The organism is Mesorhizobium sp. BR1-1-16 (genome assembly GCF_020165495.1).
Classification (GTDB): Bacteria; Pseudomonadota; Alphaproteobacteria; order Rhizobiales; family Kaistiaceae; genus Kaistia.
Window position 1 is genome coordinate 299,362 of sequence record NZ_JAIUIE010000003.1, and the last position, 25,582, is coordinate 324,943.

Genomic DNA, 25,582 nt, shown 5'->3' on the forward strand with positions numbered 1-25,582 from the left:
GATTGAATGAAAAGATTTGGCGCGCCCTAGGGGAATCGAACCCCTGCTTTCGCCGTGAGAGGGCGTAATTCAACCGATCCTGACAGCACTAGATTGGCCCTGATCGCATTGAAAAACAATACCTTTCTTTCACACAGCGTCATGGGGTATCAACCGCTATCGTGTGGTTCTTGTCAACGAATGCGGCAACGAAATGGCTCATCGGAGAAGCTCTCTAGCTTCCAAGTCTTCCCGTGCATCTCTACCAGTCTCCGATGCACCCGAGTGGGAAGTGATCAGCCCCGGGCTGCGCCTCGGCTATCGCCGCGGCCGCGGCACGAACGGACGTGGTGGCACGTGGCTGGCAGCGTCTCGCGAGGACAGTGGAAAGCGTGTGCAGACCCGATTAGGGCGGGCAGATGATCTCGCGGCGGCCGATGGCGCAGCCGTGCTCACGCACGAGCAAGCCAAGGACAAGGCCCGCGCCTGGGCAAAGTCATTGCGAGCCGGCAGCTCCGCATCTCCAGCCTTGACCGTAGACATGGTGTTGGACCGCTATTTCGAGGCCCGCGCCGCCGAAGGAATGAAGTCGCTATACGACGCGAAGTCCCGCGCAAGCACGCACATCCGCCCTCGCCTCGGCCCCCTTCGCGTCTCAGATCTCAGAGTTGAGACGATCCGCAAATGGCGAGACGGAATGACGGTGGCGCCGAAGCTCGTGAGAACAGGCAAGTTCGCCAAGAAGCGCAATGTCCGGGAGGTCGATATGGCTGATCCCGAGGTCGCTCGGCGGCGGCGGGATACTGCCAACCGGACCCTGACGACCCTTAAGGCGGCCCTAAACTGGGCACGCGACAACCGTCTGGTGGATGACGATACCGCCTGGCGCCTGGTGAAGCCCTATCGAGGCACGACAGCCGCCCGGGTTCGCTTCCTTGCCCCCGACGAGCAGCAGCGGTTGATTGGGGTCGTTCAGGGTGATCTTGGAGATCTCGTTGCCGCGGCGCTGATGACCGGCGCCCGTTTCAGCGAGTTGGCACGCCTGACCGTCCGCGATTTCGATGCCGCAAACGGTTCGATCTTCATAGCCGAAAGCAAGAGCGGCAAGGCGCGCCACATCCCGCTCCCTTCAGAGGGACGCCGTTTGTTCGAAAGATTGGTGGCCGATAAGTCCGCCTCGTCACCGGTGCTGACGCGTAACAACGAGGCCTGGAAGCCGGCAGCATACCAGCGCAGTTTTCAGTCAGCCCTCAAGGCCGCAGGCTTGGCTGACATCACGCTTCACGAACTCCGGCACTCTTATGCCAGCACCATGGTTCGGGCCGGCGCGCCGCTGATGGTTGTGGCGCAAGCGCTCGGCCATACGGATACACGCATGGTGGAAAAGCACTATGCCCATTTGGCGCCGTCCTACATCGCCGACACGATCAGGAGCACCGCCCCTAACCTGGCATTGGGTGACCGCCCTGCTTTGCAGAACAGCGACTGCTGACCCGGCCATTGCTCGGCGCTTGACTCGTATGCACCCACAACTGATGGTTGAGACGCTCGGGTATTGCGAGCACGGGGGAATTCGAGATGAGAACTCTAATTATTGCGGCGCTGCTCACGGTGGTGTCGTCGGCTGCATTCGCCGGCAACTGCCAGTACTCAAGTGACCGCGCAGCAGATGGCTCTCGCTGCGGCGGTCGCGCCGCGTCGGAGCGGCCCGGCGGCGATTGAGCCGCTGTGAACTGTCGCGGAGCCTGACGTGCAACGGGATCGGGTTCCGCGATTTTTTGAGGCCCTGCCGGACACGTCCGTAGCGATCCTCACGCCACAGCCTAACGGCCTGCACTCGGATGGACTTCGTCATGCCAGTGTTGCGTTGAACATGCCGATGCTGACTCTCCCGATCGTGACGCCGATGAGTTGCGATCGCCGGCTTCGGCGCTAAGGTTGCAGACTTCTCGCGCTGGGGATCGTCATGCCGCCAAATGCAGAGCCGAGCATTCTTGTTATCGGAGCAGGACCGGTCGGTCTCACATTGGCTGCCGAACTCGCCCGGCATGGCGTTCCATGTCGGATCGTCGACAAAGCAGCGGAACCTTCGCCGTTCTGTCGAGCAATCGGAATCACGCCTCGCTCGCTGGAAGTGTTCGAGGACATGGGCATTGCGCGCGAACTCATCGATGCCGGTATCTGGCTAACTGGCCAGAGAACCGAGATCCAGGGTGCACCGGCCCGGGAAACTCTGATCGACTTCTCAGATCTCCCATATTCCGCGCTCGGAGTTCCGCAATATTCGACTGAAGCAGTTCTCGCACGCCATCTCGCCGGCTTCGGCATCAGAGTCGAACGGAGTACGTCCGTGACCGCTCTTCGTCAGGATGAGAGTGGTGTCGAGGTCGAGCTCGAAACCCCGGAGGGCCCGGAGCAAGCCGTGTTTCGGTTTGTAGTCGGCTGCGACGGCGCCCACAGCGTCGTCCGGAAGGCCCTCGGTATCGCCTTCGACGGCGAGGCCTTCCCAATGGAATTCATGCTGGGCGATGTGCGAATAGACTGGGATCTTCCGCGGGGCATGGCCATGCGCGCGCTGAAGCCCGTCGAGAATGCCGCGCCCGATCTGTTCATCGCGATCCCGCTGCCGGAACAGCACCGTTATCGCGTTACGATGCAGGCGCCTCAAAGCCTCGCTGCGCCAGTCGATAAGGGAACCGACCACGGGATCCAGCTGGACCGGCCGGGAGCGACCATCTCCGATCTTCAGGCCGTCGCTGATCGGCTCTTGGCAGAGCCTGCGGCGCTGTCGGACATGCGTTGGTCTTCAATCTTCCGCATCAGCATGCGCCTCGCGGAACATTATCGCGTGGGTAACGCCTTGATCGCAGGCGATGCATGCCACATCCACCCACCAACTGGCGGACAGGGCATGAATACCGGCGTTCAAGACGCCTACAATCTGGCCTGGAAGCTGGCACTTGTTGTCGCCGGCAAAGCGACCGATAAGCTGCTGGACAGCTATGAGGCCGAGCGTAGACCTGTTGCGGAAGACGTTGTAGCGCGGACAACCGAACAGAGCATGCAGCTCGGCCGCGAGCGAAAGCCTCCGGACCGGCTCCAGGATACGCAACTGCTTGTCAATTATCGCGAAGGGCCACTGGCATCGGGCACGACATCGGCGGGTGTCCGAGCGGGCGACAGGGTGCCAGAAGTCCAGGGACTGCGGCGACAGGGCGTCGGCTTTGCCCTTCGAATGTCCGATCTGCTCAGGGGCCCATCCTTTGTACTCGTCGTCGCGGCACCGGACGGAAACGCCGGAGATGCAGAGGCGTGCGCCGCCGAACTGCGCCGTCACTGGCCGGGGCTAGTAAGGGTCGTAGCGGTGGTGGCGGCTGCTGCCCCGACGTCACAGCCATTTGGCGTGGAGCTCGTGCATGATGCGGCCGGAGAATTCGCGAAGGCATTTGCCCCTGACCCCAATGGCGCTTGGCTGATACGACCCGACAAATATGTCGGACAGCACCTAGGTCGCGTGAGCGTGCCCGACATCGTCGCCTATCTGCAGCAGACAGTGGGTATACTAGATACTGCGCCTGCCTGACTCCCTTCAGGTACAATGCTGCCTGCATCCAGCGCTGGGGCTGCAGCGATCCGATCGAGTTGAACAGGCTCGGCACCATACCGGACTGGTTCGATGAGACGGGGAATGCGGGGGATGATGGTCTGGATCGTCAACCGTAATCTGGGAAGACTTGCCGGTTTCTTAACACGGCAAAGTCCTTCTGACGCGGTCTAGACACGCAACTGAGAAGCGCAATGAGGAGTGCCCGTCGGGGGATAGCAGGGGTAACTCCTAACAACCCGAGAATTCTCTCAGTCTTCCTTGACCAGGGCCCGCCACACGGCGGATATTACAAATGGAAACGCCGCCGACCATGTGGGCCAGCGGCGCGATTTCCAAAGGTTACGATCTCGGCTGACTAGCACCCTCCGACCGCAGACCTCCTCCTTGACACGCGGACAATGCGATTGTTTGGATCGAATGTCTAGCTGCCTTTGATTGTAAATCATAAGGCTCTCCATCTAATGGTTCCTCAACCTGTCAAGGTTCGCGGTCGCTCGATCGATCGTGACGAGAACGGACTCTTGAACCTCTCTGATATTTGGTCTGCGTCTGGCCGAACGGTGAACCAGAAGCCCCACGATTGGCTCCGGCTCGGGAGCACGCTACGACTGGTTGAAAGTGTCTTCGAAGCAATTACGGGAAAATCCCGCAATTGGTCGAAACAGGAAATGAAATCAGCTCTTTACACGAAACGGGGCAAGGGCGGTGGCTCATACGCCGACGTGCGTCTCGCACTTGCGTACGCTGAATACCTCGATCCTAAGCTCGCGCTAGAAGTCCGCGAGATCTTCCTTCGCTACAAGGCGGCGGACCCAACGCTCGCCGACGATATCCTCGATCGCGCTAGCCCAGAAGCCAACGAATGGGTGGCGACTCGTGCCCTTGGAAGGGTAACTCGGAACGACTACACCGACACGTTGCGCGACCACGGGGTAACTGGCGGTGGATACGGCCTTTGCACCAACGAGACGTATCTCGGCCTGTACGGCAAACCGGCCGCAACGATCCGCCGGGAACGCGGGCTCCCAGCGAAAGCCAATGTGCGCGAATCGATGACAAAGGTCGAGTTGGCAAGCGTGATGCTCGCCGAAGCGCTCTCAACCGAACGCATCCGTGACGAAGACAGCGCTGGCACTGAAGAATGTCGTCGCGCGACGCGGCGGTCTGCTACTTCGATCAAGAACGCGATCGAGAACGATCGCCAGTCCCGAAACCGACGCATGATTGGCTAGGGCGATCTGCCGACGCAAAGATCAAGCCCGCTCACCGGCGGGCTTTTTCATGTCGGCCCTTCAGCCTTGATCCTCGCCCACTCTTCTGCCGACAACGCCGCCTCGAGCACAGTGTCGGCGTCTTCCAGATAGTCGTGCCACATGGGCTTGCCCTCGAACTGAGTGTCCTCCGGGTGTCCATCCAGCCGAGCAAGGGCCCGGGCGGCGCGTTCGCGCGGGGATTGTGTCGTGATCGGCACGGAATCCTCTCGATTTGCTGCTGTCCGACCTACCGCTCGCGTCGTATTTATCGCCCGGTGGCCGCAGTCCGATGAGCTTCAGCCGGCGCTTGGGGCGGCTTCAAAACTTGACCGTGTTCGGGAAGCCTTACGGGAACCAAAACGGTGTGTCCGCACCTGTTGCCAGAGTTCTTCGAATTCAACGGCAGTGACGAGATCGAGCGGTAGGCCGTGCATGGTCTTCATGAATGGTCCGTTTAGGAGAGACGGGCAACTGTCTCCCTTCCGCTCCTCAAGTGCGATGCTGTCGCGCTCGATGCGATCGTCGGGAAAGACGTCTACTGAGCGCAAGACAGCATCCGCAACGATGTCGACCTCGTAATAAATCCAAATCGGCTCGCCTGGAGGGACATCGGCATCGGGCCAGCCTGATCGGTAGCACTCGATGCTAACTGGTGTTGGTGGTAGAGGATTCGTCAATCTGTCCAGGCCTGACGGTGTCTGTTGGAGGGAGCCTATTCTGTGTCTTCGCAGACAGCCCTCCTTTTTGGCGCAGATTGTGTCGGCGGCGAGGTCGAACCAGTCCGAGCAGTCCGACGATAAAGCCCAAAATGGCGGCGAAATGTATCCGCTGGAGATCATCTCGGGAATCCCATTCCGCCCCGCCGCTTCATGTCCGCTGTGATCTCGTCGAGGAGACTGTGCATGCGGATCTCGTGCCGCTCTTGGTCCTCGTCCGGCTCAGGCGTGGCCAGGCTCGGCGACGGAGCGGCGGCGCGGCGCATCGCAGCGATGCGCGCCTGTTCGCGGACGCCCCATCTCCCGAGCAGGATGTGCATGATCGCCGTGACAACGGTCATGAGGCAGATGCTGATCAGGAACGCCACCATAGCTCACAGATCCTGCTTGACTCCACGCGCTACGATCTTGAGCGAGCCGTCTGCCAGGGGCTGCTTTAGCGAAAGCGCCAGTTCCGTATCGGCAGTCAGCCACATGTCCACCTCATCATGGGTCGTGAGGATGACCGGCATCGCCTTCAGGTGGATGGCCCCGACCTCGGCATTCGGCTCCGTCGTGAGGAAGCCGTAGAAGTCGGCCGTCTCGAAGCCGGTCCTGATCTTTCGTACAGAGGTCCATTGCGACACCCAGATTCCAGCGAAGAACGCGAGCGGCCGGCTGTCATCGAATGCGAACCAGATGTCCCCGCCAGCCTCGCGATTAAACTCGCTGAACGAGGTGAAGGGCACGACGCAGCGGTTCTCCACGCCGAGCCAGCGCGTCCAGTGCCGGCTCGCCGTGTTGCGGATATTGGTGGTGCCGTTGTCGGGTTCGGCCTTCAGCAGCGCGGGGAAGTCGACGTCCTTGCCCTTGGCCCGCAGCTTGTCAGCGCGGGTCGTCGCGGCCTTGAACAGCGCCTGGGACGATGAGGGCATGCCCCAGCGCACGCGTGCGAGCTCACGGCCGCTGGGCGTGTTGCGGACAATCGGTGCGAGATAGTCGGGAAAGATGCCGGGCTGCGGCTCGAGGTTCCCGGTCGAATCGAGCATCGCGCGCGCAAAGGCGCGGATCGCCTCCGGGTTCGACGTCATGCTGTAGAGATTGCACATGCGACCATCATGCCACGGTGGCTAAAAGCTCTCCACTCTCGGATCGTACCGAACTCGACTTATGCGCGTGCAGGCGTAGGCTATCGGTATTCGGGGGAGGAAGTTGTGCGAGCTCATGTAATAGTCGCCGTCGCGATGGCCTTTATCGTTTCGGGGTGCACGGCTTCTCCAAACTTTGGTCCAGCATCAAGTTACCGAGCTGATTTGGCGAATGCCACTTGCCAAGCGCAGTCCGGCACCGATGCCTACTTTGATTGCTATTCAAAGGAAATCTCTTCGCCAGGCTCGTTTGGAGAATCTCTGCCGCAGCTTGCCATGGAGTCCGCGACCCCGCCACCATCGCCTGTATCCTCCGGCGTCACAGCAGACCCTTCGGGGAGCGCTGGGACAGTAGCCTACCAGTCACCGCCGCAGACCTTCACGTATCAGACTTATCGTGCCCCTCCGTGCGTGGGCGAGAGCTGCTACGGCGTCGTCAGCACCGTGACGGGCCTGCCAAGAACGCAGCATGTCAGCGGCTATTTTCGAAAGAACGGGACGTACGTGCATTCCTACTACCGAAGCCATCGCTAGAACCGCCGCGCGCCGTTCTTGACTCCAGCCATGTGGTGAACAAAATAAGAACAAATTCTGGACGATGGAAGCTGCAGTGGTGGACCCGAGCTGTGATCTGAACAAACAGGAAGAGGCCTTGCTGAAGCGGGTCGATGAACTGATCGCCGTGCATCAGGGCGATCTTCGCGCGGTGATCGAGACGCTGCTGATGGCCTATGACGATCGCGTTGATCAGGTGTCAAACGGCTTTGTGCGCGGGCGGAAACGTGGATGAACCCTGGACCGCGCTCGCCTCTGACGCCATGGGCCATCATCAAACGATTGGAGGAGCGGGTCGAGAAGAAGCGCGGGGCACGTCTCACCTGGGAAACCAGCTTCGTCGTACTGCAGGCCCTCCGCGCCTATGTCGCCAATCCGAAGCGTGAGGCGCTCGCCCGCGTCATCTGCATGCGGACCCATGCCAAGCGCACACCGTGCGAGCCGCTCTGCCGACGCTGCGTCGATCTCGGCTATGAGCTCAAATGCATGATGCGTGGCGAGCCCGATCAGTTCGCCGACCGCGGCTGGTACGACGGTGGCAACCGGGTACATCGCAAGTAAAGGGAATTTCCCCTCATTTCCCCTCATTTCACCCCCGCTTCAAATTGACTTCATACCTCGGCAAAAAACTGAGATGCGGTCAAAAAGTAAACAGCGATCGCATTGCGGACCGCACATCTTTCCCAATAAGTTGTCAGAGTGTGAAAGACAACCAACGCTAGGCATCCATTCGCCTAAGGCGGGAGACCCAAGCCATGACGGCCAACGTTCTGTATATCGAAAAAGAAGCACGCCGCATGGCCCGCGACGCCAAGCTCACAAAAATGCCGTTCTTAAGCTATCTACTGGAAATGGCGGCAGATGAGGCGAAGCGTGAAGCAATTAGCCGAGAGCAGGCAACCGGATCCGACGGGCGGATTGGAACAAATCCGTCAGAGGCTCCCCCAGCTCATCGCGTTGGCTGAGCGGTCGGGCCTCTGCGAGGTTGCGGAGCGTCTTCGCACAGCAGAGCGGGAGGCCAACCGGCCGTGCGACGGCGCGGCGCCTTCTATCTCTCCAGATATTTGAAGCTGCAGCCAGATCAGTCCCGCAAAGAAGCAGCCTTTGTCGGCCAGTCAAAGTGGCTCGATCTCGATCCGATTTCGGCCGCGCGCCTTCGCCTCGTACAGCCGTTCATCAGCGGCGTTGAAGAGAGCGTTGAAGCTGGTAGAGCCGGCAAAGGTCGTCCCGCCGATGCTGATCGACAGGCGTCGATGATCGTGCAGAAAATGGGCGTCGGCACTATAGATCGTCTGCCGCATCTGCTCAGCCATGGCTGCTGCTTGGCTCGGGCTCGACCCTGGCAAGAAGACCGTGAACTCGTCACCGCCTACGCGTCCGACTAAGTCCTCCGGACGCAGAGTTTGCCGGATCGTCGATGCAATCAGACGCAATGCGGAATCGCCGGAGCTGTGGCCATAGAGATCGTTGATCCGTTTGAAGTCATCCGCATCAACGACCAGGAATGCCCCTCTCATGCGATCGGCGTCGCTGCTGAACTTGTCGAGATAGGCGTCTACCAGAACCGTGAAGGCGCTGCGCGTCAACACGCTTGTGAGGCTGTCGGTGGCGGCGATGTTTGCGAGCTTGTTGTTAGCGATCGCCAGCTCGCGCAGCTTGCTCATAAGGAGGAAAAGCATTGGAACTGCCAGGCCGATCGGCAGCAAAATATCCACTGCTATCGCGCGAGCGAGCTGGGTCTCATCAAAACCAGAGAAGTTGAACGAATCGACGAAGAGGGCGGCCGCTATGCAGATGAAGGTTCCGACAATCGTGACGATTATCACTCGACTCCAGCCGGTACGGGTAAAATCGAACTTCATTTAGGTCCTGCTAGCCGGCGCTACGTTAACTGATCCCAAACAACGACGGAGGGGCCTCCTGTTTCCTTATAACTGAACTACTTCTTTCGGATGAGAGAAATTGCTGGGACTATCGAGGCGCCGGAAGGTGCCTTCCGGGCGGGAACGCATGGGGAAAGCTGAGGAACAGGGCGCCAGGTATCTGCATTGGGCAAATGAACGCAGAGGAGATGCAGATGGCCGAAACGCTTTCAATTGGGGAGCGATCGACGCTCGAAGATGTAGCCGATCCGAGCCGCTGCCTAATTCATGATGGTCCGACCATCGAGAGCCTTGTCGCAAGGGATCTGATTATCTGGGACGTTGTCGCCAACTGTTTCCGGATCACGGAAGGCGGCAGAGCCGCTCTGCGGTCACAGTTGTACGCCGCAGAGTGATCCCCTCGTCAGAACAACAAGTTTTCTGTGGCGTTGCACCCATTGATGATGCATTGCAATAACGGGCGCGGCACGACGTGATTGTCGGGCCGGGCGAGGGAGTTCCCCCGATCATTTCTCGCCGTCCGAGGCGTCCTACACGCTGAGGACCGTCCGCCTTGCCTCGATGCGAGATTAACATGGCGTTTCACCAAGCTTCGCCTTCCCCCCGCCGGGCCAAGCATGAGGCACGCCAAGCGCGACGGCACGGCTATCGCCTACCGCACGGCCATCCCTATCGTGTCGTGCCGATCTGGGTTCCGTACGGCCTAGCCAAGGCTATCGCGCGCATTTTCGGCTGATGGCGGGATCAGGTCACGTCACGCTGGAGGCTCGCATCGCCTGGAAACGGGGCCGCATGAGAACGGCGCGTGGCACGACTGGTGTGGGAACAACCTTCGTCGCGCCGGAGGTGCTGCGGGCCATCAGACACAGTTGCGAATAGCAATTGCAATCTCATAAGGTCGATGAAGTAATATGGCGGCGAAGCCGCTCCCGAGTTCGCCTGACTGTCATGACCAACTTCGCGACGACTGAGGTTTCCGCCGGGAATGCGGAAGCGGGCCACATCAGCGGATGCCTTGCTCCCGCGATTCTGGCAGCGCTTCCCGCGCCCGTTTATACGATCGACCTTGAAGGTCGGATCACGTCCTACAATCCGGCCGCCGCGGATTTGTGGGGTCGTCATCCTGTCCTTCATCAAGACCGCTGGTCGGGAGCATGGCGCCTCTATCGGCCGGACGGCACACCTATGGCCCATGACGAGAGCCCGATTGCGGTCGCTCTTGGTCAAGGCCGAGCAATCCGCAACGCCGAAGCGGTGGCCGAGCGCCCGGACGGAACGCGCGTCCCGTTTCTTGCCAATCCCACACCGCTCCGAAACGACCAGGGTGACATCGTCGGAATGGCGAACCTGCTCGTCGACGTCACCGAGGCGCGGCGCGCGGCACTGACGGAGCACCATTTTGCGTCGATCGTGGAATCCTCGCACGATGCCATCATCAGCAAAGATATCAACGGCATCATCGCGACCTGGAATCCCGGAGCCGAGAACCTGTTCGGGTACACGGCAGCCGAAGCCGTGGGGCGGCATGTCAATTTGCTGATCCCAGAAGATCGGCTTGACGAAGAGCCAAGAATAATCGACCGCATTCGCAGGGGCGAACGCGTGGATCATTTTGAGACAATCCGCAGACGCAAGGATGGCAGTTTAGTCGACATATCCCTGACCATTTCCCCCGTGCGTGATGAACAGGGACGCATTGTCGGAGCTTCGAAGATCGCGCGTGACATCTCCGAGCGACGGCGCTCAGAAGAACAGCAGGGGTTGATCCTTCGGGAGATGAGCCATCGGGTGAAGAACCTCTTCTCGGTTGCGGCGTCTCTCGTCACGATGAGCGCCAGGGCGTCGACGACGCCGGAGGAGATGGCCGAATCCGTGCGCGCTCGGTTGAATGCGCTCACGAAGGCGCACGAACTAACGAGACCGGGCCTACTCGATATCGACACAGCGATGACCAATACGACGCTGGCGGAGCTGCTACGGGCGATCTTCGAGCCCTACGCACGAGAGAGCGTCGGCCAATACGGGTCGATCCAACTCTCGGGGCCGGAAGTGCTACTCGGTGGAAATGCCGTCACCAGTTTCGCCCTGGTATTCCATGAGCTTGCCACCAATGCCGCGAAATACGGAGCCCTGTCAGACCTTGGTGGAAGGATCCGGGTCAACTGGCACATGACCGAAAGACGGCTTCTCGTTAGCTGGCAAGAGGCCGGTGGCCCCTCGGTGCCCGGTCCGGCGCGCCATCGTGGCTTTGGTAGCACTCTGTCGCAAAGGCTGATCTCAGGACAGTTCGACGGAAAGATTGACTACGACTGGAGGCCCGAGGGGCTCGCCATTCACATCGATGTCGAACTGTCGCGGCTCGGCTGGAAGGGGCCGGGTTAGCGCTGCTCCATCAAAATATCCCGCAAGGCCGAGACCATCCTTTCGGGCGCGTATGGCTTCGTCAGGAAGGGAACGCCTGCTGGCAAATCACCTGGCTGCGGTTTCCTATGGCCCGATGTCACTATGAGTTTGATCGGCGGCCAACGGTTCCTAATGACAGCTGCCAAACGTAGACCGTTCATTGAGCCCGGCATGTCGATATCGGTGAACACCGCCTCGATATCGGATCTGCATTGAAGGATCGCGATCGCTTGATCGGCATCGGCTGCTTCAATGACGGCGAAGCCCGCAGCGAGCAAATCGTCGTGGGTCGCCATCCGCAGGAGCGGTTCATCCTCAACCAGCAAGATAAGGGCCCCACGTCCCAGCACCGCCATCGGGCCCCCACTCCGCATCGCCGACCGCAGTAAAACCCTGGACCGGGATCGGAGTTCCCCATCTTCGACGAATTCCTTCTCGGCGGCGAAACTCTCACCCTGAGTGGTCAGCTGCGCAACTTCGCGGCGACCCGGCGCAAGCTGCGACTGTGGCTGTCGGTTTAATCAGGATGCGGCCTAATTGATCCGCAGGCACTACAGGTAGCGGAGGGCCAGTGATCGTCAGGGGCCAAACCGAAACTTGCTCGCACTTCGTCCGCAATATCTCTATGCCGGCCCCTCGGCCTTGATGCGCGCCCACTCGTCTGCCGACAGCGCCGCCTCGAGCACCGTGTCGACGTCGGGCAAGTAGCTCACCCACATCGCTTTTCCTCCGAATTGGATGGTCTCGGGATGACCATCCAGGCGTGACAGAGCCCGAGCGGCGCGTTCGCAGGGAGGTTTGGGCTTGATTATGCTCGGCCTCACCGACTCCCACAAATGACGGTTCTGAACTGTCATGAAGCTTACCGCCTGAGCCATTCCTGAACAGCGCGACTCTGGCGCAGCGCGGCCGGTCATGGTCGGTCGCGCGCCGGCATTTCCGTGTCCCAGGGTATGCCGAGACTTGCAGCCAGCGTCACGATTTCTTCGCCCTCGATATGTGAGCCCGCCGTGGTCGCTATCCATGCTTTGCGACGTCGAGCTGCCGGAACCTCGCGCATGAGGAACCGCACTGCGTCTTGAAGCGTGTTGAACTCTTCGACATATAGCCTGTCTTCCAGGATGTGGACGACGGCAGGGGCGTCGGGATCGCGCATATCAATTTAGCTCTCGCGCGACGATCGCGCACATATGGCCCATCGCCACTATCGAAACACCTTGCCCGGTTCAACCAGGCCAAAGTCTGCACGCCTCTCGGTCAAACCGAGCGCATGTGTCCGAGCATGATCGCCACTCCCCGCTTTGTGGCCTCATCCACCAAGCGCGCCGAGATTTCGTCCAACGTTACCGGCTCGTTTGGCCTGGTCGCCTTGAGCCGCGCCGTTATTCTGTCTACATCAAGAACAGAGTTGTCTTCGGCGGCAAACAATACTTCAGATATAATAAGTTCGCCCATCATCGCGTTCATCTGAGGCCCTCCTCAACAATCTTGAAGATTGCCCCTAATTTGTTGTCGTTCAAGACCTAATTTTGTACGATTTTGTACGTCGGATCGTTTGCGTTAGAGCGTTTGAACGTCTTCCGGGCCACGATGTACGCATTCGTACCAAGTGCCGGCAGTGAGCGAATATTCGGACGCGATCGCGGCAAAGAGCCTATGGTTCACTGCAGATAAGAGGATGGACGCGGCAATACCGCTGCATCCTAGTGAGGTATGCCAGTGGCGATCGCCCTAGGAGTGCGTCCGCGCAATTGTCTATTGCGCGCGATGAGCGAGCGGGACCTCGCCATTTTGAAACCCGGCCTCGAGCGAGTTTCCCTCGATATGCGGATGAACCTGCAGCTTCCCGGTCGTCCAATCGAACGCGTCTACTTTCCAGAGTCGGCTATTGCATCTGTCGTCGCGATTGCAGGTGATCACAGTCGCAGTGAAATCGGCCTCGTCGGATATGAGGGCGTTTCGTCACTGGCGGTCATCCTAGGCGATCGACGTTCGCCGCATGAGATATTCATCCAGCTTCCCGGCTCCGGATTTCAGCTGCCCGCTGACCTGCTGGCGGCGGGAATGGAAAGCAGCCCAAGCCTGCGCCGTTTGATGCTCGCCTATGCCCATGCCTTCGCGATCCAGATTGCGTGGACGGCCTTAGCCAATGCCCGACTGAAGCTGGAAGGTCGACTTGCCCGATGGCTGCTGATGTCGCTGGATCGGGCGGAAGGTGACGAGCTTCCGCTGACCCACGAGTTCATTTCGGTAATGCTGGGCGTACGCCGCCCTGGAGTAACCGTGGCGCTGCAGATTCTCGAGGGACGCGGGTTGATCCGAGCTGTTCGCAGCCGCATCCACATCCTTGACAGAGAGGGCCTGGAAGAGAGCGCGAAAGGCTTCTATGGCACCCCAGAGTCGGAATACCGACGGCTCATCGGCTGACGTTCTTCAAGTTCATTCAACCAGCGCGACGGCATCTGTGAACGGCACCAAGAGAACGACGGCGCCTTGCTCATCGGTGATCTCGAATCGGCGGCTAGAAATATCGACGCCAGCGTGAATGGCCTCACTCATCATCTCGCGCGCACCATCGATCGCCTCCCGTCGCGCGGCATCGATGTCAGGAAGTTGCGATCCTTCGGAATCCTCGATAAGTCCGCCGCGCCTCACCTGATGGAAGAAATATCGCGGCATGACCTGTCCCACTTCGCTTCGTCAGCAAACCGTACCGTCGAGCAATCTGCAAAACTGCATATCTCCGCTAATCTCCCGATGCTCTGGCGGTTGCGTGGCAAGATGCTGATTGCGCCGCCTCAAGCACGGTCTCGACGTCGGCTAGGTAGCCGACCCTCATCGGCTTGCCTTTGATGGATCGGTTTTCCATGTGACCGTCTAGGCGACATAGGGCGCGAGCAGCCCGCTCGCGCGGCGGCGTCGATTAAATCGGCATCAATAGCCCCGCGGTTGCTGGTGACTAAGTACATTACCCCGTGGGGGAGCTTGCGACTCTTGTCAACGCGGCGAGATCGAGTCGTGCGGAAAGAATGAGCGGTGTTGATCGCGCTTTAGTGGCGCGTGCTTCGTCTTGAACGGTTAACATGGCGGGCGTCACTGGCCGCTTCTGCCTCTGCGTCATTACTACCCGGTCCGTATACCCCTCAACGCGGAGAAACCCGTCTTGTCATCGACCAGTACGTCGCTGAGCCGACTTCGGGATGCGGTTGTCGCGTTCTGCGCTCGGCTTGGCGCCAAAGCCGGCGTCAGAGACCGCCTGTCCCTGACCATCATACTGATCGTGCTGGTTACGATCGTCGCGACCTTCGTCACATTCGTCGGTACAACGCGCGGACAGGCCGAATTGACACTTGCAAGATCCAAGGGTCGAGAGCAGCGCATCGTTCAGCAAGCTCTGCTCGACTTGGAAACCGGCGCCCGAGGCTTCAGCCTGACTGGCCGGGTGGACTATCTGCGTCCCTATATCGGCGCGCAGCAGGTTCTCGACGATAACAAGTCGATTATCGACCGCCTGGACCAGGAGGCAAAGGTCGCCAATCCGCAGGTGAAGCCGATTTCAGGGATGATCGGCGAGCTGCGGGCGAGCCTTGCGGCGCTAGTCGATCGCACGCATTTCGGGTCGGCGGACACACAACAGCAGGATCAGAACCTCGACCGTTCCAAGGCGATCATGGATCAGCTACGCGCCTATTTCGCCGATGCCGTCGGACAGCGGCTGGCGGCGACCGACCAGATCGAGGAGCGGCTGCGCTTTCTCCAGCGGCTGGCGCTCGTGCTGCAACTGGTCGGCGGCGGGATCATACTGGCCGCTCTGATCATCGCCTTCCGGGCCAGCAGCCGTCAGGCAGCCGGCAGAGCCGAGGCCGTGAACGCGGCAGTGACCGCCCGTCAGGAGGTCGAGCATCTCTTCGCCATGACCGATATACTGCAAAGCGCGAACGACTACGCCGACGCTAATGCCGTGCTGGTTTCCACCGCGCGCCGGCTGCTGCCCGATTTTGGGGGCGCTCTCTATATCTTCAACAATTCGCGTGACCGACTGGACCTGTCGGTCGCATGGGCCAGCGGAGCCATCGATCCTGCGGAGGATATCCCTCCCACCATCGCTCCGGATGCCTGCTGGGCGATGAAGCGCGGCAAATCGCATATCAACGAGACGGGCGGCCATGCCCTGCGCTGCGAACACGCCACAACACAGAAAGCGTTCTTGGAAATTCCGATGCTTGCCCGTGGCGAGATCTATGGCCTCCTCCAGATCGTGCCCGCGGTTGACCTCTCAGCGCCGAGTCTCGCGGACGTCACGCCGCTTGCCGTTGCGCTCGCCGATGGCATGTCACTCGCGCTGTCGAGCATCGGCTTGCGGGAAAAACTGCGCAATCAGGCGCTTCGCGATCCGCTGACCGGCCTCCATAACCGTCGATTCATGGAAGAAGTGCTGGAACGCTTCGTCCTGCAGGCCGAGCGTCGCGGCTCGCCCATTGGCGCGATCATGATCGATCTTGACCATTTCAAGCGTCTCAACGACCAGCATGGCCATGCGATTGGCGACGCGGTGCTGCGCGATGTGGCGGGAACACTCCTCGCCGCGCTCCGTCGCACGGATGTCGCCTGCCGCTATGGCGGCGAGGAACTGCTCGTGTTGCTACCCGATGCGGATCTCGCTGCGACTATAGCCAAGGCAGAGATCATCCGCGCACGGATCGCTGATTTGTCGAGCGCGCATGGCTTTCCCATCACCGCGTCGCTCGGCGCTGCCGCAATCCCCGAGACTTCGGTTCAGTCGGTCGATCTTCTTAAATCCGCCGATGCCGCACTCTACGACGCCAAGCATTCCGGTCGTAACAAGGTCGTCTCTGCCCCATCGCGTCCGGCGATCGATCAGCTTTACCCCTCGCCAGTTGAAAGGCAGCGGGGCGCGGCGGGCTAAATCTACGGGACCCAAACAATCCGGGCCTTGCGGGATTTGCCATTCGCTGTCTCGTAACCCGACCTGAGGCCCCCGCAGATGCGATCTCCCTCGCCTGCATCGCAGCATCGATCCGGCCGGTTCAGCAGGGGCAACTGACATGGCGGAGGGGATCGATTGGCACGAACTGAAGCTGTCGTCGGCGGCGCGCTGGGCCTCATCGTGAAATACCCGCTCAGCCGCGCTGCTTGCCTTACATTAATTCCGCCGCCCCCTTGGGGTGAAACGACCGCCTTAGGGCCGCACATTCATAAGGAGCGCCGTACGATGAATTCAGTCACCGTTGAGCTTCGCAACGTCGTGGGGACAGAGGCCGCAATGGGCTGGGCCGGCAGCCACACTGTCATCATCGATCGGCCCGAGGGAAAGGCTGGCGGCATGGGGCTTGGCTTCAACGGGGCGCAGATGCTGGCGCTCGCGCTTGGTGGATGCTTCTGCAACGACCTGCGATATGTGGCGCAGGAGTTGGGCGTCAGCATTCGCAGTCTCGCGGTGTCGGTGACGGTTTGCCTGGAGGGTCATCCCCTCCTCACGACATCGGCGACCATGTCGGTCACCTGCGATATGATTGACGGATCCGATCCTCTGCCCCTTATCGATAAGGCGAAGGAGAGCTGCATGGTCAGCAACTCGCTCCGGAAGGGCATTCCTGTCACGATCAAGGCGGCTTCGGAGCGCAATGCGTAGGCGGCGACCGCAAAGACGAAGAAAGTGGCGACCCAGCTTTCTTCACGCTCCCTAGGCGGTGCGTGACTGGGAACGGCCGTCCGGAAAGCTCAGGCCGGCGAGTTCCTCGGAAACTTGCCAGAGACGCGCCGCCCCTGCCTTATCCAGAGCCTGGGTCGGAACCTTGGCGGGCGTCGGGTAACCACGCATCTCCGCGATGCCATCTGGGCCGTAATAGGCGCCGCCAGCCGCGTCGGGCGCGGTCGCCGCGTAGAGCGTCGGCAATGCCCCGCGATCTGCCGGCTGGAATAGGAACGGCAGCAGCGTCCTCGCGAGCCCGTGGGCGCTGCGGCGGCCGGGACCATTGTGCAGCAGGTCCGTCCGCGCGACCCCCGGATGTGAGGCGATGCTGCGGATCCCCCAGCCCATCGCGTCGCTCCGCCTCTGCAGTTCCAGCGCGAACATCAGGCAGGCCAACTTCGACTGGCTGTAGGCCCTCATCGCCGCGTAGCCGCGCGTCGAGTTCAGGTTGTCGAAGTCGATGACGCCGGCGCGCGCGGCGACGCTCGACAGTGAGACGATCCGCGCGCCTTCGCGCATCAATGGCAGAAGATGGGCGGTTAATGCAAAAGGGCCCAGGTAGTTGGTCCCGAACTGGAGTTCGAATCCATCGGCCGTGGCCTCGCGGCGAGGTGGCACCATCACGCCGGCGTTGTTGATCAGCATCTCGATCGGCTCGTGCCGTTCGGAGATGCGGGTGGCGAACGCCGCGACCGAGGCGAGGCTGGCGAGATCCAACTGCTCGAAGCGGACCTGTGCCGACGGGACGGCCGCGCGGATCCTGCCGAGGGCTTCGGCACCCTTGGCGGCGCTCCTTCCCGCAACGACGACGGACGCACCCGCACGCGCCAGCGCAAGGGCGTCCTCGAACCCGAGCCCCCCTGTGCCGGTCACGATCGCTGTCCGGCCGTGCTGTTCGGGAATGTTGGCCTGCGTCCATCTGGTCATAACTGCGCCTTTCAAAAAACATGCACTCAGTGTAATATAATAAGTGCACTCGGTGCAACTATTTCATTGGGGCACGCCTGTGAATGACTATCCTGCTGCTTCCCCGTCAGTCGGGGTTCGTGAACGCAAGCGTCACGAAACGCTCCGCCGCATCAGGGACACCGGTGTGCGGCTGTTCATCGAAAAGGGCTTCGATGGAGCGACCGTGGAAGAGATCGCAACTGCGGCTGGGATCTCGCGCCGGACGTTCTTCCACTATTTCGAATCCAAGGACGACATCCTGCTCTCGCTGCAGGGCGATGTGGGCAAGCTGTTCGCCGCCGAAGTCCGCCGGGCGCCTCCGGCCACTTCACCCTTCGCGCTCGTGCGCGACGCGGCGCTGAGGGTATGCGCGTCGATCCCGGGCGACGACATGCTGGCCATCGACCGTCTGATGCGCGGCAGCGCGTCGGTGCAGGCTCGCAAGCAGGCCAGCTACCGGCAGCAGGAGGAGGCGCTTTTCTCGGCGATCCGGGAGCGCTGGCCCGAGCCCGAGCGCGAGACGAGACTTCGGGTGCTCGCGATGGTCGCGGTCGGCGCGACCCGCCTCGCGTCCGAGACGTTCAACCAGGAGGGGGGCGCCCGGCCTTTCGACGAGGTGCTGCGCGGCGCATTCGACGCGGTCACCGCCGAATTCACCACCACCGCGCCGTAAGCAGGCGTGGCGGCGCGATCTCATGGCATGCACCACACCCAAATACGTTTCTGACGCGGGCTGGGGGCAGCAGAGCCACAAGCTGATGCACGTCTATCCGACGCGGCGCGGCCCGCGCAATCCGAACCTCGGCCACGAGGTCATGCAAAAGCCGGCAGACATCGCCCTAACGCTGCAATGCCCGCCCGCCCTTTTTCGTCCGTTCGTACCCACTGCGGGCGGCGTCAGCAGACGCTAGCGAAATTGAGCGATTTTCGATTGCGGCTGCCAGTCGGCGACGGCGGATTACAGCACGGCTAGATGTTTCGGTTGTAAATTGAGTATCTGGTCGGTTATGAAAAAGATGACGTACATTTCTTGTGCGATCTCCCAGCTTGAATCCGAAGAGGCGTGACAAGACTTGATTGGGCGCAGATCAGCGTCTGGTTTTGATGCCTCGCTTCATTTCTGCCAATGAGGAGACTTTCTACAGGGTCAGCGTATCTTTCATCCACAGGTTTCCAGGGCGGCTCACTTCCTTCATATAGTCGACGAAGGCGCGCACGACCGGCGAGAGTTCGCGGCGGCTAGGGAAGACCAGGTTGACCCCGACAGCTGACGGTGACCAGTCCGGAAATACGTCCACAAGCTGACCCGCTGCGATCTGCGGGGCGCAGATATAGCCGCTCAAGAGGCCCAACCCCGCGCCGTTGGCAACCAGGCGGTGAATGGTGAGCGCCTCATTGACCGAGATGCGCGGCCGGGTTTCGACGCGCGCGGTCTCGGTTCCGCGTGAAAAGGTCCAGGGCCTCGCCCTGCCATTCGGGCCGGGCATATCGATCGTGTCATGTTGGGCAATATCTTCGATCGAAGACGGTCTTCCTCGGCGCTCGAGGTAGGCGGGCGCGGCGCACAGATATCGGCGAATTTCGCCAATCTTCACGGCGACCATTCCGGAATCGGGCAGTGGCCCCATGCGGACCGCGACATCGACCGCATCCGCGACGAGGTCGGCGGATCGGCTATCGAGATCGAGCGCAATCTCGATATCGGGATAGAGCAGCAGGAATTCGGGCAACTGCTCGGCCAGCACGTTGACGCCGAACCCCACCCCCGCGCTGATCTTCAGCAATCCACGCGGCTTCCCCGCGAGGCCGCGAACATAGTCCATTGTCTCGCTGAGATTTGCGATGACGTCGGGGCTGCGTTCGAGTAGCGCCTGACCGGTGAGGGTCAGGACGACGTCGCGCGTCGTACGCTGGAACAAGCGGGTGCCGAGTTCATCCTCCAGCCGGGCAATGGCGCGACTGACGTTGGATTTCGGTACGCCAAGCGCGCGCGCCGCGGCCGTAAAGCTCTTCAGCGACGCGACCCGCTCGAACATCCTCAGGGAGTTCAAATCCAGCATCCCATATTGTCGCACTTTTCGGCACAGTGTGTCCAATGGCGGCGCCGAACTAACCCTAGGCGTCGAGATTGAGGCATGCGAGAGCTTGATCGCAACGACAAAGCGTAAGGATTGACCGGATGGTTGAAACAATCTTGGTCGTAGGGGCGAGCGGAAAGTTCGCCGGGCTGGTGCTCCCCGAACTGGCCAAGCGAGGCGCCGAAATCCGCGCGATGATCCATCACGACGGCGACGAGGCGGCCGTTCGCAAGGCAGGCGCGCAGGATGTCGTGATCGGCGACCTGACCGACCCGGCGAGCGTCGACGCTGCGCTTCGGGACGTCCATCGCGTCTTCTACGTCCCGCCCGTCGCGCTTCCAGACGAGGCTAGAGTGGGCAAAGCATTTGTCGATGCGGCGATCGCGGCTGGTGTCCGGCGCTTTGTGTTCTCGTCGGTCATTCATCCGGTGCTGAGCGCTCTTCCCAACCATGCGCTCAAGGCGCCGGTGGAGGATGCGGTGCTCAATTCCTCGTTGGAATACACCTTCCTGCATCCTACCGTGCTGTTTCAGAACTTCGCGGGCGCATGGGACGGGATCGTCACGAGCGGGGTCGTCGCCGAGCCCTGGTCGAATGAAACGCGCTTCAGCCGGGTCGACTACCGCGATGTTGCCGAAGTGGCCGCGATTGCCCTAACGGAAGATCGCTTGCTGTGCGGAACATTCGAGTTGTGCGCCGAGGGCTGGCTGAATCGGCATGATGTTGCAGCGCTGGTAGGCGAAGTGCTGGGTCGCGAGATTATCCCCAGACGGATCGATCCACGCACGCTTCCGGGCAATGCTCAGGCGCTGCGCCCGATGTTTGATCACTATGACCGTATTGGTCTGCGCGATCGGCGCGAAAGGCGTCTCGATGGTCGATATTCGCGACATCGGCGAGGCCGCGGCGATCGAACTGGTTCGCCGCGAGCAGGCTGCGATGCCGCTCGGCCGCGAGACCTACGCCCTGGTCGGTCCCGACGGACTGACCGGTGAAAGCGTCGCCGCAATCTGGAGCGAGGCCCTTGGCCGGGCAATCCGTTATGGCGGTGACGATCTCCTTGTCACGGAGCAGCGCATGAAGGCCATGGTGCCGGCCTGGCACGCGCTCGACCTGCGCCTGATGTTCAGCCGCTATCAGACGGAAGGCGCAGCGGCGACCGCCGACGACCTCGTGCGCCTGATGAAGCTGCTCGGTCGCGTGCCCAGCTCCTATGCCGCCTTTGCGAGGGATGCCGCCGCCCAATGGGCGAACGGCTGATCCCCTCTCCACAGGAAAGAGACCTGCCATCATGACAATCCAACCTCTATCGCCCGAAGATGCACCTGCCGTCGCCGCGATGCGCCAGGCTGCCTTGGCTCACAAGGGCGAGCCGCTCGGTCCCGAGGCGCGGCCGATGTTCGACGCCATGATTGCCGCCACGCCCGCCGCCCCGGATGTGCGGGTTGAGGCCGCGACGGTAGGCGGGATTGCGGGTTTCTGGCTCCGGCCGGCGATTGCGCGAGCGGACGCGCACATGCTTTACATCCACGGCGGCGGTTATGTGCTCGGCTCGGCAGAGGCGGTCATCCATTTCGCGGGCCAGATTGCCGCACGCGTCAGCGTGGATGCCTTCGTACCGGAGTACCGCCTTGCGCCCGAGCATCCGTTCCCGGCCGCCATCGACGATGCCGTCGCGGCCTATCGCGGTCTGGTCGCGGAAGGGGCCGAGCGAATCGTGGTCGTAGGCGATTCGGCCGGCGGTGGCCTGACGCTGGCGCTGCTATCGATCCTAGCCGCCGATCGTGCCAAGGGCACGGTGTTGCCGCTCGGTGCGGCGGTGATGTCGCCGTGGACCGATCTGGCGCTCACCGGCGAGAGTTATGAGACGCGGGCCGAGGCCGATCCGATTTTCACACGCGGCGTGCTCCAGGGTTTCGCTGACATGTATCTCCAGGGCCAGGATCCCACGAACCCCAAGGCGTCGCCGCTCCATGCTCGGTTCGACGGCCTGCCGCCTGTTCGCATTGATGTCGGCGACAATGAAGTGCTGCTCGCCGATTCCGTCCGCTATGCCGACCGGGCACGCGCGGCCGGTGTCGATGTCATGCTATCGGTCTGGGAGGGCATGCCGCATGTCTTCCAGTCCTCCCTCGGTCAGTTTCTCGCGGCCGAGCAGTCCGTGAACGCCATCAGCGACTTCCTCCGCCAGCGTCTCGATGCCTTGGCCGACGCCGCCGCTCCCTCCATCCCGCTCAAAGGAGCTTGATTATGACGCGCGTATTGTTTGTCGGGCAGACCCCGGAAACCGTCGACTTTACCGATCCGTCCCTGCCACCCGGGTTCAACGCTGAGAAAATCCGCGAGGGCTTCGAGGTCGCGAAGACGGCAATGAGCGAGCGTGGTTGGGACAAAGACCTCTGCATGATTGCGCCCGACGACAGCGGCATTGCCATGTTGGCGGCTCAACTGGCGAAGCAGGATTATGACTGTGTGGTAGTCGGCGGTGGCTTGCGCATCCCGCCAAAAGGGTTGCTCTTCTTCGAAAAGGTCGTGAACGCCATTCATCAGGGCGCCCCAAAGGCGGCAATCGCCTTCAACACCCGTCCCCAGGATACCGCGGAAGCCGCAGCGCGGTGGGTCGACGCAGATTGACTGCCGGGGGGGATATGGGACGCACCGCCCTGGTCGGGCCCCCAGTTCGCCGGCAGCTACGCTCTTGCTATGTTTGGTCTGCCAGCTTCCCATTAAAGCTATGTTGCCGCGGTGTCTTGGTCGGCGCGGCGAAATCGAATGAACATGACCGTCGTGGCTAGGAAGGCTGTCCCGCTACAGCGCACCAGCTAACCCTTGATGGTCAGTGATCGGGGCAGATCCTGGCGGACCAAGGGCGCCGGAGTTGGGCGGTGGTATGTGCCGGCGCTGAAGCGCGCCGGCGGCCGATCGGGCGTGGGGCTGCATCCAGATTCTAACAGCCGCGGTGCGCGTCAACGTCGGGAACTCAGTCCCGGCTAGGCGAATCACAGCTTTCAGAATTCCGCCCCGCGGGCGTAGACGGCAACAATGAGGGCACAAAGCTGACCGGCGGCTTGGGGGCCGGGAGCGGACCGGCCGGTTTTGGCTACCGCTATGCAGATAGCTGCCGTTCTGCATCCGATCCCAAGTCAGCCGGTCACCCTGGCGCTTGATCGATCCTGAGATCGGACGAACCGGCTTGAGTTCGGTTGCATGGTCGGGGACCCCGCGGCCTCGTCCTTAGCGCCCCAAGCCTAGGCCAAATGCGACCGTGAAACTGCAGATGGTCATAACGGCGGCTGCGAGCCACCGCCGGGACAGGCACGGGAACGGCAATTCCATGCCGTCCCGCGACGGGGCATCAGGCGACCGTCAGTGTGCTTCCGCAAGTGCTACGGCATCGGGCCCCGCGGGGAACCGAAGCCGGCCGCTTGCATCATGCACGGCGTTCCAGACGCCTTCGGCGACATCGTTTTCCCGGGTCGTCAGCGCCGGCGCGGCAAAGCCTTCCATGATCGGCCTGGCGAAATCGGCATACTCGCCCGGGAGCAATTGGTCGAAGGGGATGATGGCATTCGCGCCGAAGTTGGTGGTCGGCGCGTAGCCGGGCTCCACCAGCTTCACCGAAATACCAAAATAGGCGAGTTCATGGGCGAGCGAGCCGGTGAAGCCCTGGATCGCCTGCTTGCTCGCGGTATAGGCGGCAGCCAGCGGGAACGACCCGAGCGTGACGCTCGAGGTCACATTGACAATGATGCCCGAGCGGCGCGCGCGCATCTGCGGGATAACCGCCTGGCACATCGCCATCACGCCGATCGTGTTGGTCTCGAAGATCTGGCGCACCAGCGATATCGGCGTCACCTCGAACGCCCCGACCGCGCCGATCCCGGCATTGTTCACCAGCACATCAATCGGACCCACGGTTTCAATCAGTGCTGCGATGCTCGCTTCGTCGGTGACGTCAAGCGGCAAAACCCGCAGGCGGCTGGTATCGCCAGCGAAGCTGGCCGCCTCGGGCCGCCGCATCGTAGCGATCACGTTCCAGCCCTGTGCGAGGAAATGCTCGGTGATCGCCTTGCCATAGCCTGACGAGGTTCCGGTAATGAGGATGGACTTGGTCATGACAGTCTCCTTGGTTTCGATACCCAAGGAGATAGCCAGAGCGACGGATACGATCTATAAGCATGAAGCCACGTTTATTTATGGATCGTCCAGAAACATGGATCCGCTCAGCGATATGATCGCCTTGTTGCGCCCGAGCGCCGCGGTGTCGAAGCCGATTTCAGGCAGAGGCCGCTGGGCTGTTCACTATGACGCGCACGACCTGCCGGGCTTTACGATCATCCTCTCGGGTCAGGCGTGGCTGACCTTCGATGGCAGGGAGCCGCTGCGTCTCGCTGAAGGAGACTTTCTCTTGCTGCCGACGACGCCCGCATTTTCGCTGGCGAGCGCCCCCCATATTGCCGGAACGCCTGTCGCGCCGAGTGACAAACCCGTCCGGCATGGCGATCCCGATGGTGCGCCCGACTTCATCGCGTTAGGCGGGAGCTTTGTGTTCGAGCGGGTGAACAGCTCCCTCCTGCTGTCGCTTCTGCCCGAGCGTATCAACATCCCGGCATCGGAAGGCCGCTCGACGCGGTTCGGACGATTGACCGATCTCCTCGCGGAGGAATGCGCCACCGATTATCCCGGCAAGGAGCTGATCATTCAGCGCATGCTGGAGGCCTTGCTGGTCGAGGCGCTGCGCTGGCGCAGCCTCGGCGACGAGGTTGTACCGGCAGGCCTGTTGAGCGGGATGCAGGTCCCGGCGGTCGCCCGCGCGCTGCAGGCGATCCATGCCGATGTCCGCGCCAGCTGGACAGTGGCGGACCTCGCGAGCATCGCGGGCATGTCGCGCTCTGCGTTCTCGGCCCGGTTCGGTGAGGTGCTGGGATGCGCGCCGATCGAGTATCTGATGCGCTGGCGCATGGCGATCGCAAAGGACGCGCTGACTCGCGGCAACAAGACGCTCGATCGGATTGCAGAAGAGATAGGCTACGAGTCGGCCAGCGCCTTCAGCACTGCGTTTCGTAAGCGCCTCGGGTGCCCGCCCGGCAAGTTCGCGCGCGCCGCAGCCTGAGACCACATTCGAGCGCTCTTGCTGTCTCGGAAAACTAGCCTTTTCGACATCACGTGCTGCCGAAGCAGGGCTCGGACCGAAGCGGCGCGTTCGTCTAGCTAACTAATCTTGGCTCAACGCAAGGCGCCCTCATGGCGGCTATCCGGGGTTGGAAGATTGGCAGCGGACCGGCAGCTCAGGGGCCGATGGCAGACAGTCAGCTGCTGG

General features: G+C 61.5%; 28 protein-coding genes. 17 read left to right on the plus strand and 11 right to left on the minus strand.

What is annotated here, in order from left to right:
* Positions 1-271 precede the first annotated feature (271 nt).
* From LB518_RS09910 to LB518_RS09920, 3 genes are all read left to right on the plus strand, one after another.
* A complete protein-coding gene (locus LB518_RS09910) occupies positions 272-1,471 on the plus strand; it encodes a tyrosine-type recombinase/integrase (protein ID WP_224576640.1) in 1,200 nt (399 codons plus the stop codon).
* Positions 1,472-1,945: 474 nt separating this feature from the next.
* Positions 1,946-3,562, plus strand: coding sequence for an FAD-dependent monooxygenase (locus LB518_RS09915; protein ID WP_224576643.1), 1,617 nt, complete (start codon positions 1,946-1,948; stop codon positions 3,560-3,562).
* Between the two features lie 485 nt (positions 3,563-4,047).
* Positions 4,048-4,818, plus strand: a complete 771-nt coding sequence (locus LB518_RS09920) for a KilA-N domain-containing protein (protein WP_224576656.1) — start codon at positions 4,048-4,050, stop codon at positions 4,816-4,818.
* 47 nt (positions 4,819-4,865) lie between these two features.
* On the opposite strand, the gene LB518_RS09925 is transcribed toward LB518_RS09920, so the two are convergent.
* The 3 genes from LB518_RS09925 to LB518_RS09935 all read right to left on the minus strand — a co-directional run bounded on the left by LB518_RS09925 (position 4,866) and on the right by LB518_RS09935 (position 6,643).
* A complete protein-coding gene (locus tag LB518_RS09925) occupies positions 4,866-5,057 on the minus strand; it encodes a hypothetical protein (RefSeq protein ID WP_224576658.1) in 192 nt (63 codons plus the stop codon).
* 617 nt (positions 5,058-5,674) lie between these two features.
* Positions 5,675-5,926 carry a hypothetical protein gene (locus LB518_RS09930; protein ID WP_224576660.1) on the minus strand — a complete coding sequence of 84 codons (252 nt, stop codon included), beginning with the start codon at positions 5,924-5,926 and terminating at the stop codon, positions 5,675-5,677.
* Positions 5,927-5,929: 3 nt separating this feature from the next.
* Positions 5,930-6,643 (minus strand): SOS response-associated peptidase, encoded by a 714-nt coding sequence (locus tag LB518_RS09935; protein ID WP_224576662.1) that lies wholly within the window; start codon positions 6,641-6,643, stop codon positions 5,930-5,932.
* A 637-nt stretch (positions 6,644-7,280) separates the two neighbouring features.
* Here LB518_RS09935 and LB518_RS09940 point away from each other — a divergent pair.
* From LB518_RS09940 to LB518_RS09950, 3 genes are all read left to right on the plus strand, one after another.
* Complete coding sequence (locus LB518_RS09940) at positions 7,281-7,472, plus strand: hypothetical protein (protein WP_224576664.1); 192 nt, start codon at positions 7,281-7,283, stop codon at positions 7,470-7,472.
* Positions 7,469-7,798, plus strand: coding sequence for a hypothetical protein (locus LB518_RS09945; protein ID WP_224576667.1), 330 nt, complete (start codon positions 7,469-7,471; stop codon positions 7,796-7,798). Before LB518_RS09940 ends, LB518_RS09945 begins: the two co-directional genes overlap by 4 nt.
* A 194-nt stretch (positions 7,799-7,992) precedes the next feature.
* Positions 7,993-8,202: a hypothetical protein gene (locus LB518_RS09950; protein WP_224576669.1), complete on the plus strand. Its 210-nt coding sequence runs from the start codon at positions 7,993-7,995 to the stop codon at positions 8,200-8,202.
* Between the two features lie 150 nt (positions 8,203-8,352).
* Here LB518_RS09950 and LB518_RS09955 read toward each other — a convergent pair whose 3' ends face one another.
* Positions 8,353-9,099: a GGDEF domain-containing protein gene (locus tag LB518_RS09955; protein WP_224576671.1), complete on the minus strand. Its 747-nt coding sequence runs from the start codon at positions 9,097-9,099 to the stop codon at positions 8,353-8,355.
* Positions 9,100-9,314: 215 nt separating this feature from the next.
* On the opposite strand from LB518_RS09955, the gene LB518_RS09960 reads away from it, so the two are divergent.
* Together LB518_RS09960 and LB518_RS09965 are read left to right on the plus strand one after the other, a co-directional pair.
* Positions 9,315-9,515: a hypothetical protein gene (locus LB518_RS09960; protein ID WP_224576673.1), complete on the plus strand. Its 201-nt coding sequence runs from the start codon at positions 9,315-9,317 to the stop codon at positions 9,513-9,515.
* A gap of 553 nt (positions 9,516-10,068) precedes the next feature.
* The gene (locus tag LB518_RS09965) at positions 10,069-11,502 is read left to right on the plus strand and encodes a PAS domain-containing HWE histidine kinase family protein (RefSeq protein WP_224576675.1); all 1,434 of its coding nucleotides are present in this window, start codon (positions 10,069-10,071) and stop codon (positions 11,500-11,502) included.
* Here LB518_RS09965 and LB518_RS09970 read toward each other — a convergent pair.
* From LB518_RS09970 to LB518_RS09980, 3 genes are all read right to left on the minus strand, one after another.
* Positions 11,499-11,879, minus strand: coding sequence for a response regulator (locus LB518_RS09970; RefSeq protein WP_224576677.1), 381 nt, complete (start codon positions 11,877-11,879; stop codon positions 11,499-11,501). The two genes, LB518_RS09965 and LB518_RS09970, sit on opposite strands and share 4 nt — an antisense overlap.
* 557 nt (positions 11,880-12,436) lie before the next feature.
* Complete coding sequence (locus tag LB518_RS09975; RefSeq protein WP_224576679.1) at positions 12,437-12,679, minus strand: hypothetical protein; 243 nt, start codon at positions 12,677-12,679, stop codon at positions 12,437-12,439.
* A 101-nt stretch (positions 12,680-12,780) separates the two neighbouring features.
* Positions 12,781-12,990: a hypothetical protein gene (locus LB518_RS09980; protein WP_224576681.1), complete on the minus strand. Its 210-nt coding sequence runs from the start codon at positions 12,988-12,990 to the stop codon at positions 12,781-12,783.
* A 252-nt stretch (positions 12,991-13,242) separates the two neighbouring features.
* Here LB518_RS09980 and LB518_RS09985 point away from each other — a divergent pair, with 252 nt between their 5' ends.
* Positions 13,243-13,950, plus strand: coding sequence for a Crp/Fnr family transcriptional regulator (locus LB518_RS09985; RefSeq protein WP_224576683.1), 708 nt, complete (start codon positions 13,243-13,245; stop codon positions 13,948-13,950).
* Between the two features lie 12 nt (positions 13,951-13,962).
* Here the strand turns inward: LB518_RS09985 and LB518_RS09990 are convergent, their stop codons facing one another.
* Entirely contained in the window at positions 13,963-14,202 is a 240-nt protein-coding gene (locus LB518_RS09990; protein ID WP_224576685.1) for a DUF6894 family protein, read from the minus strand.
* A gap of 484 nt (positions 14,203-14,686) precedes the next feature.
* Here LB518_RS09990 and LB518_RS09995 point away from each other — a divergent pair, with 484 nt between their 5' ends.
* Together LB518_RS09995 and LB518_RS10000 are read left to right on the plus strand one after the other, a co-directional pair.
* Complete coding sequence (locus LB518_RS09995) at positions 14,687-16,450, plus strand: diguanylate cyclase (RefSeq protein WP_224576694.1); 1,764 nt, start codon at positions 14,687-14,689, stop codon at positions 16,448-16,450.
* Positions 16,451-16,606: 156 nt separating this feature from the next.
* Positions 16,607-17,176 carry an OsmC family protein gene (locus LB518_RS10000; protein WP_353619943.1) on the plus strand — a complete coding sequence of 190 codons (570 nt, stop codon included), beginning with the start codon at positions 16,607-16,609 and terminating at the stop codon, positions 17,174-17,176.
* Between the two features lie 51 nt (positions 17,177-17,227).
* Here the strand turns inward: LB518_RS10000 and LB518_RS10005 are convergent, their stop codons facing one another.
* On the minus strand, positions 17,228-18,163 hold the full coding sequence (locus tag LB518_RS10005) for an SDR family oxidoreductase (RefSeq protein ID WP_224576696.1): 936 nt from the start codon (positions 18,161-18,163) through the stop codon (positions 17,228-17,230).
* 79 nt (positions 18,164-18,242) lie between these two features.
* Here LB518_RS10005 and LB518_RS24825 point away from each other — a divergent pair, with 79 nt between their 5' ends.
* A complete protein-coding gene (locus tag LB518_RS24825) occupies positions 18,243-18,857 on the plus strand; it encodes a TetR/AcrR family transcriptional regulator (RefSeq protein WP_353619944.1) in 615 nt (204 codons plus the stop codon).
* A gap of 466 nt (positions 18,858-19,323) precedes the next feature.
* Here LB518_RS24825 and LB518_RS10015 read toward each other — a convergent pair whose 3' ends face one another.
* Positions 19,324-20,376 (minus strand): LysR family transcriptional regulator, encoded by a 1,053-nt coding sequence (locus tag LB518_RS10015; protein ID WP_224576700.1) that lies wholly within the window; start codon positions 20,374-20,376, stop codon positions 19,324-19,326.
* On the opposite strand from LB518_RS10015, the gene LB518_RS10020 reads away from it, so the two are divergent.
* From LB518_RS10020 to LB518_RS10035, 4 genes are read left to right on the plus strand one after another with little or no spacing between them, the layout of a single operon-like run.
* Positions 20,364-21,257: an NmrA family NAD(P)-binding protein gene (locus LB518_RS10020; RefSeq protein ID WP_224576702.1), complete on the plus strand. Its 894-nt coding sequence runs from the start codon at positions 20,364-20,366 to the stop codon at positions 21,255-21,257. The two genes, LB518_RS10015 and LB518_RS10020, sit on opposite strands and share 13 nt — an antisense overlap.
* On the plus strand, positions 21,202-21,522 hold the full coding sequence (locus LB518_RS10025; RefSeq protein WP_224576704.1) for a Rossmann-fold NAD(P)-binding domain-containing protein: 321 nt from the start codon (positions 21,202-21,204) through the stop codon (positions 21,520-21,522). The genes LB518_RS10020 and LB518_RS10025 overlap by 56 nt, the downstream gene beginning before the upstream one ends.
* Positions 21,523-21,553: 31 nt before the next feature.
* A complete protein-coding gene (locus tag LB518_RS10030; protein ID WP_224576706.1) occupies positions 21,554-22,510 on the plus strand; it encodes an alpha/beta hydrolase in 957 nt (318 codons plus the stop codon).
* Between the two features lie 2 nt (positions 22,511-22,512).
* Positions 22,513-22,896, plus strand: coding sequence for a hypothetical protein (locus LB518_RS10035; RefSeq protein WP_224576708.1), 384 nt, complete (start codon positions 22,513-22,515; stop codon positions 22,894-22,896).
* Positions 22,897-23,628: 732 nt separating this feature from the next.
* Here LB518_RS10035 and LB518_RS10040 read toward each other — a convergent pair.
* Positions 23,629-24,378, minus strand: coding sequence for an SDR family oxidoreductase (locus tag LB518_RS10040; protein ID WP_224576711.1), 750 nt, complete (start codon positions 24,376-24,378; stop codon positions 23,629-23,631).
* Between the two features lie 97 nt (positions 24,379-24,475).
* On the opposite strand from LB518_RS10040, the gene LB518_RS10045 reads away from it, so the two are divergent.
* On the plus strand, positions 24,476-25,375 hold the full coding sequence (locus tag LB518_RS10045) for an AraC family transcriptional regulator (RefSeq protein WP_224577144.1): 900 nt from the start codon (positions 24,476-24,478) through the stop codon (positions 25,373-25,375).
* Positions 25,376-25,582: the final 207 nt, after the last annotated feature.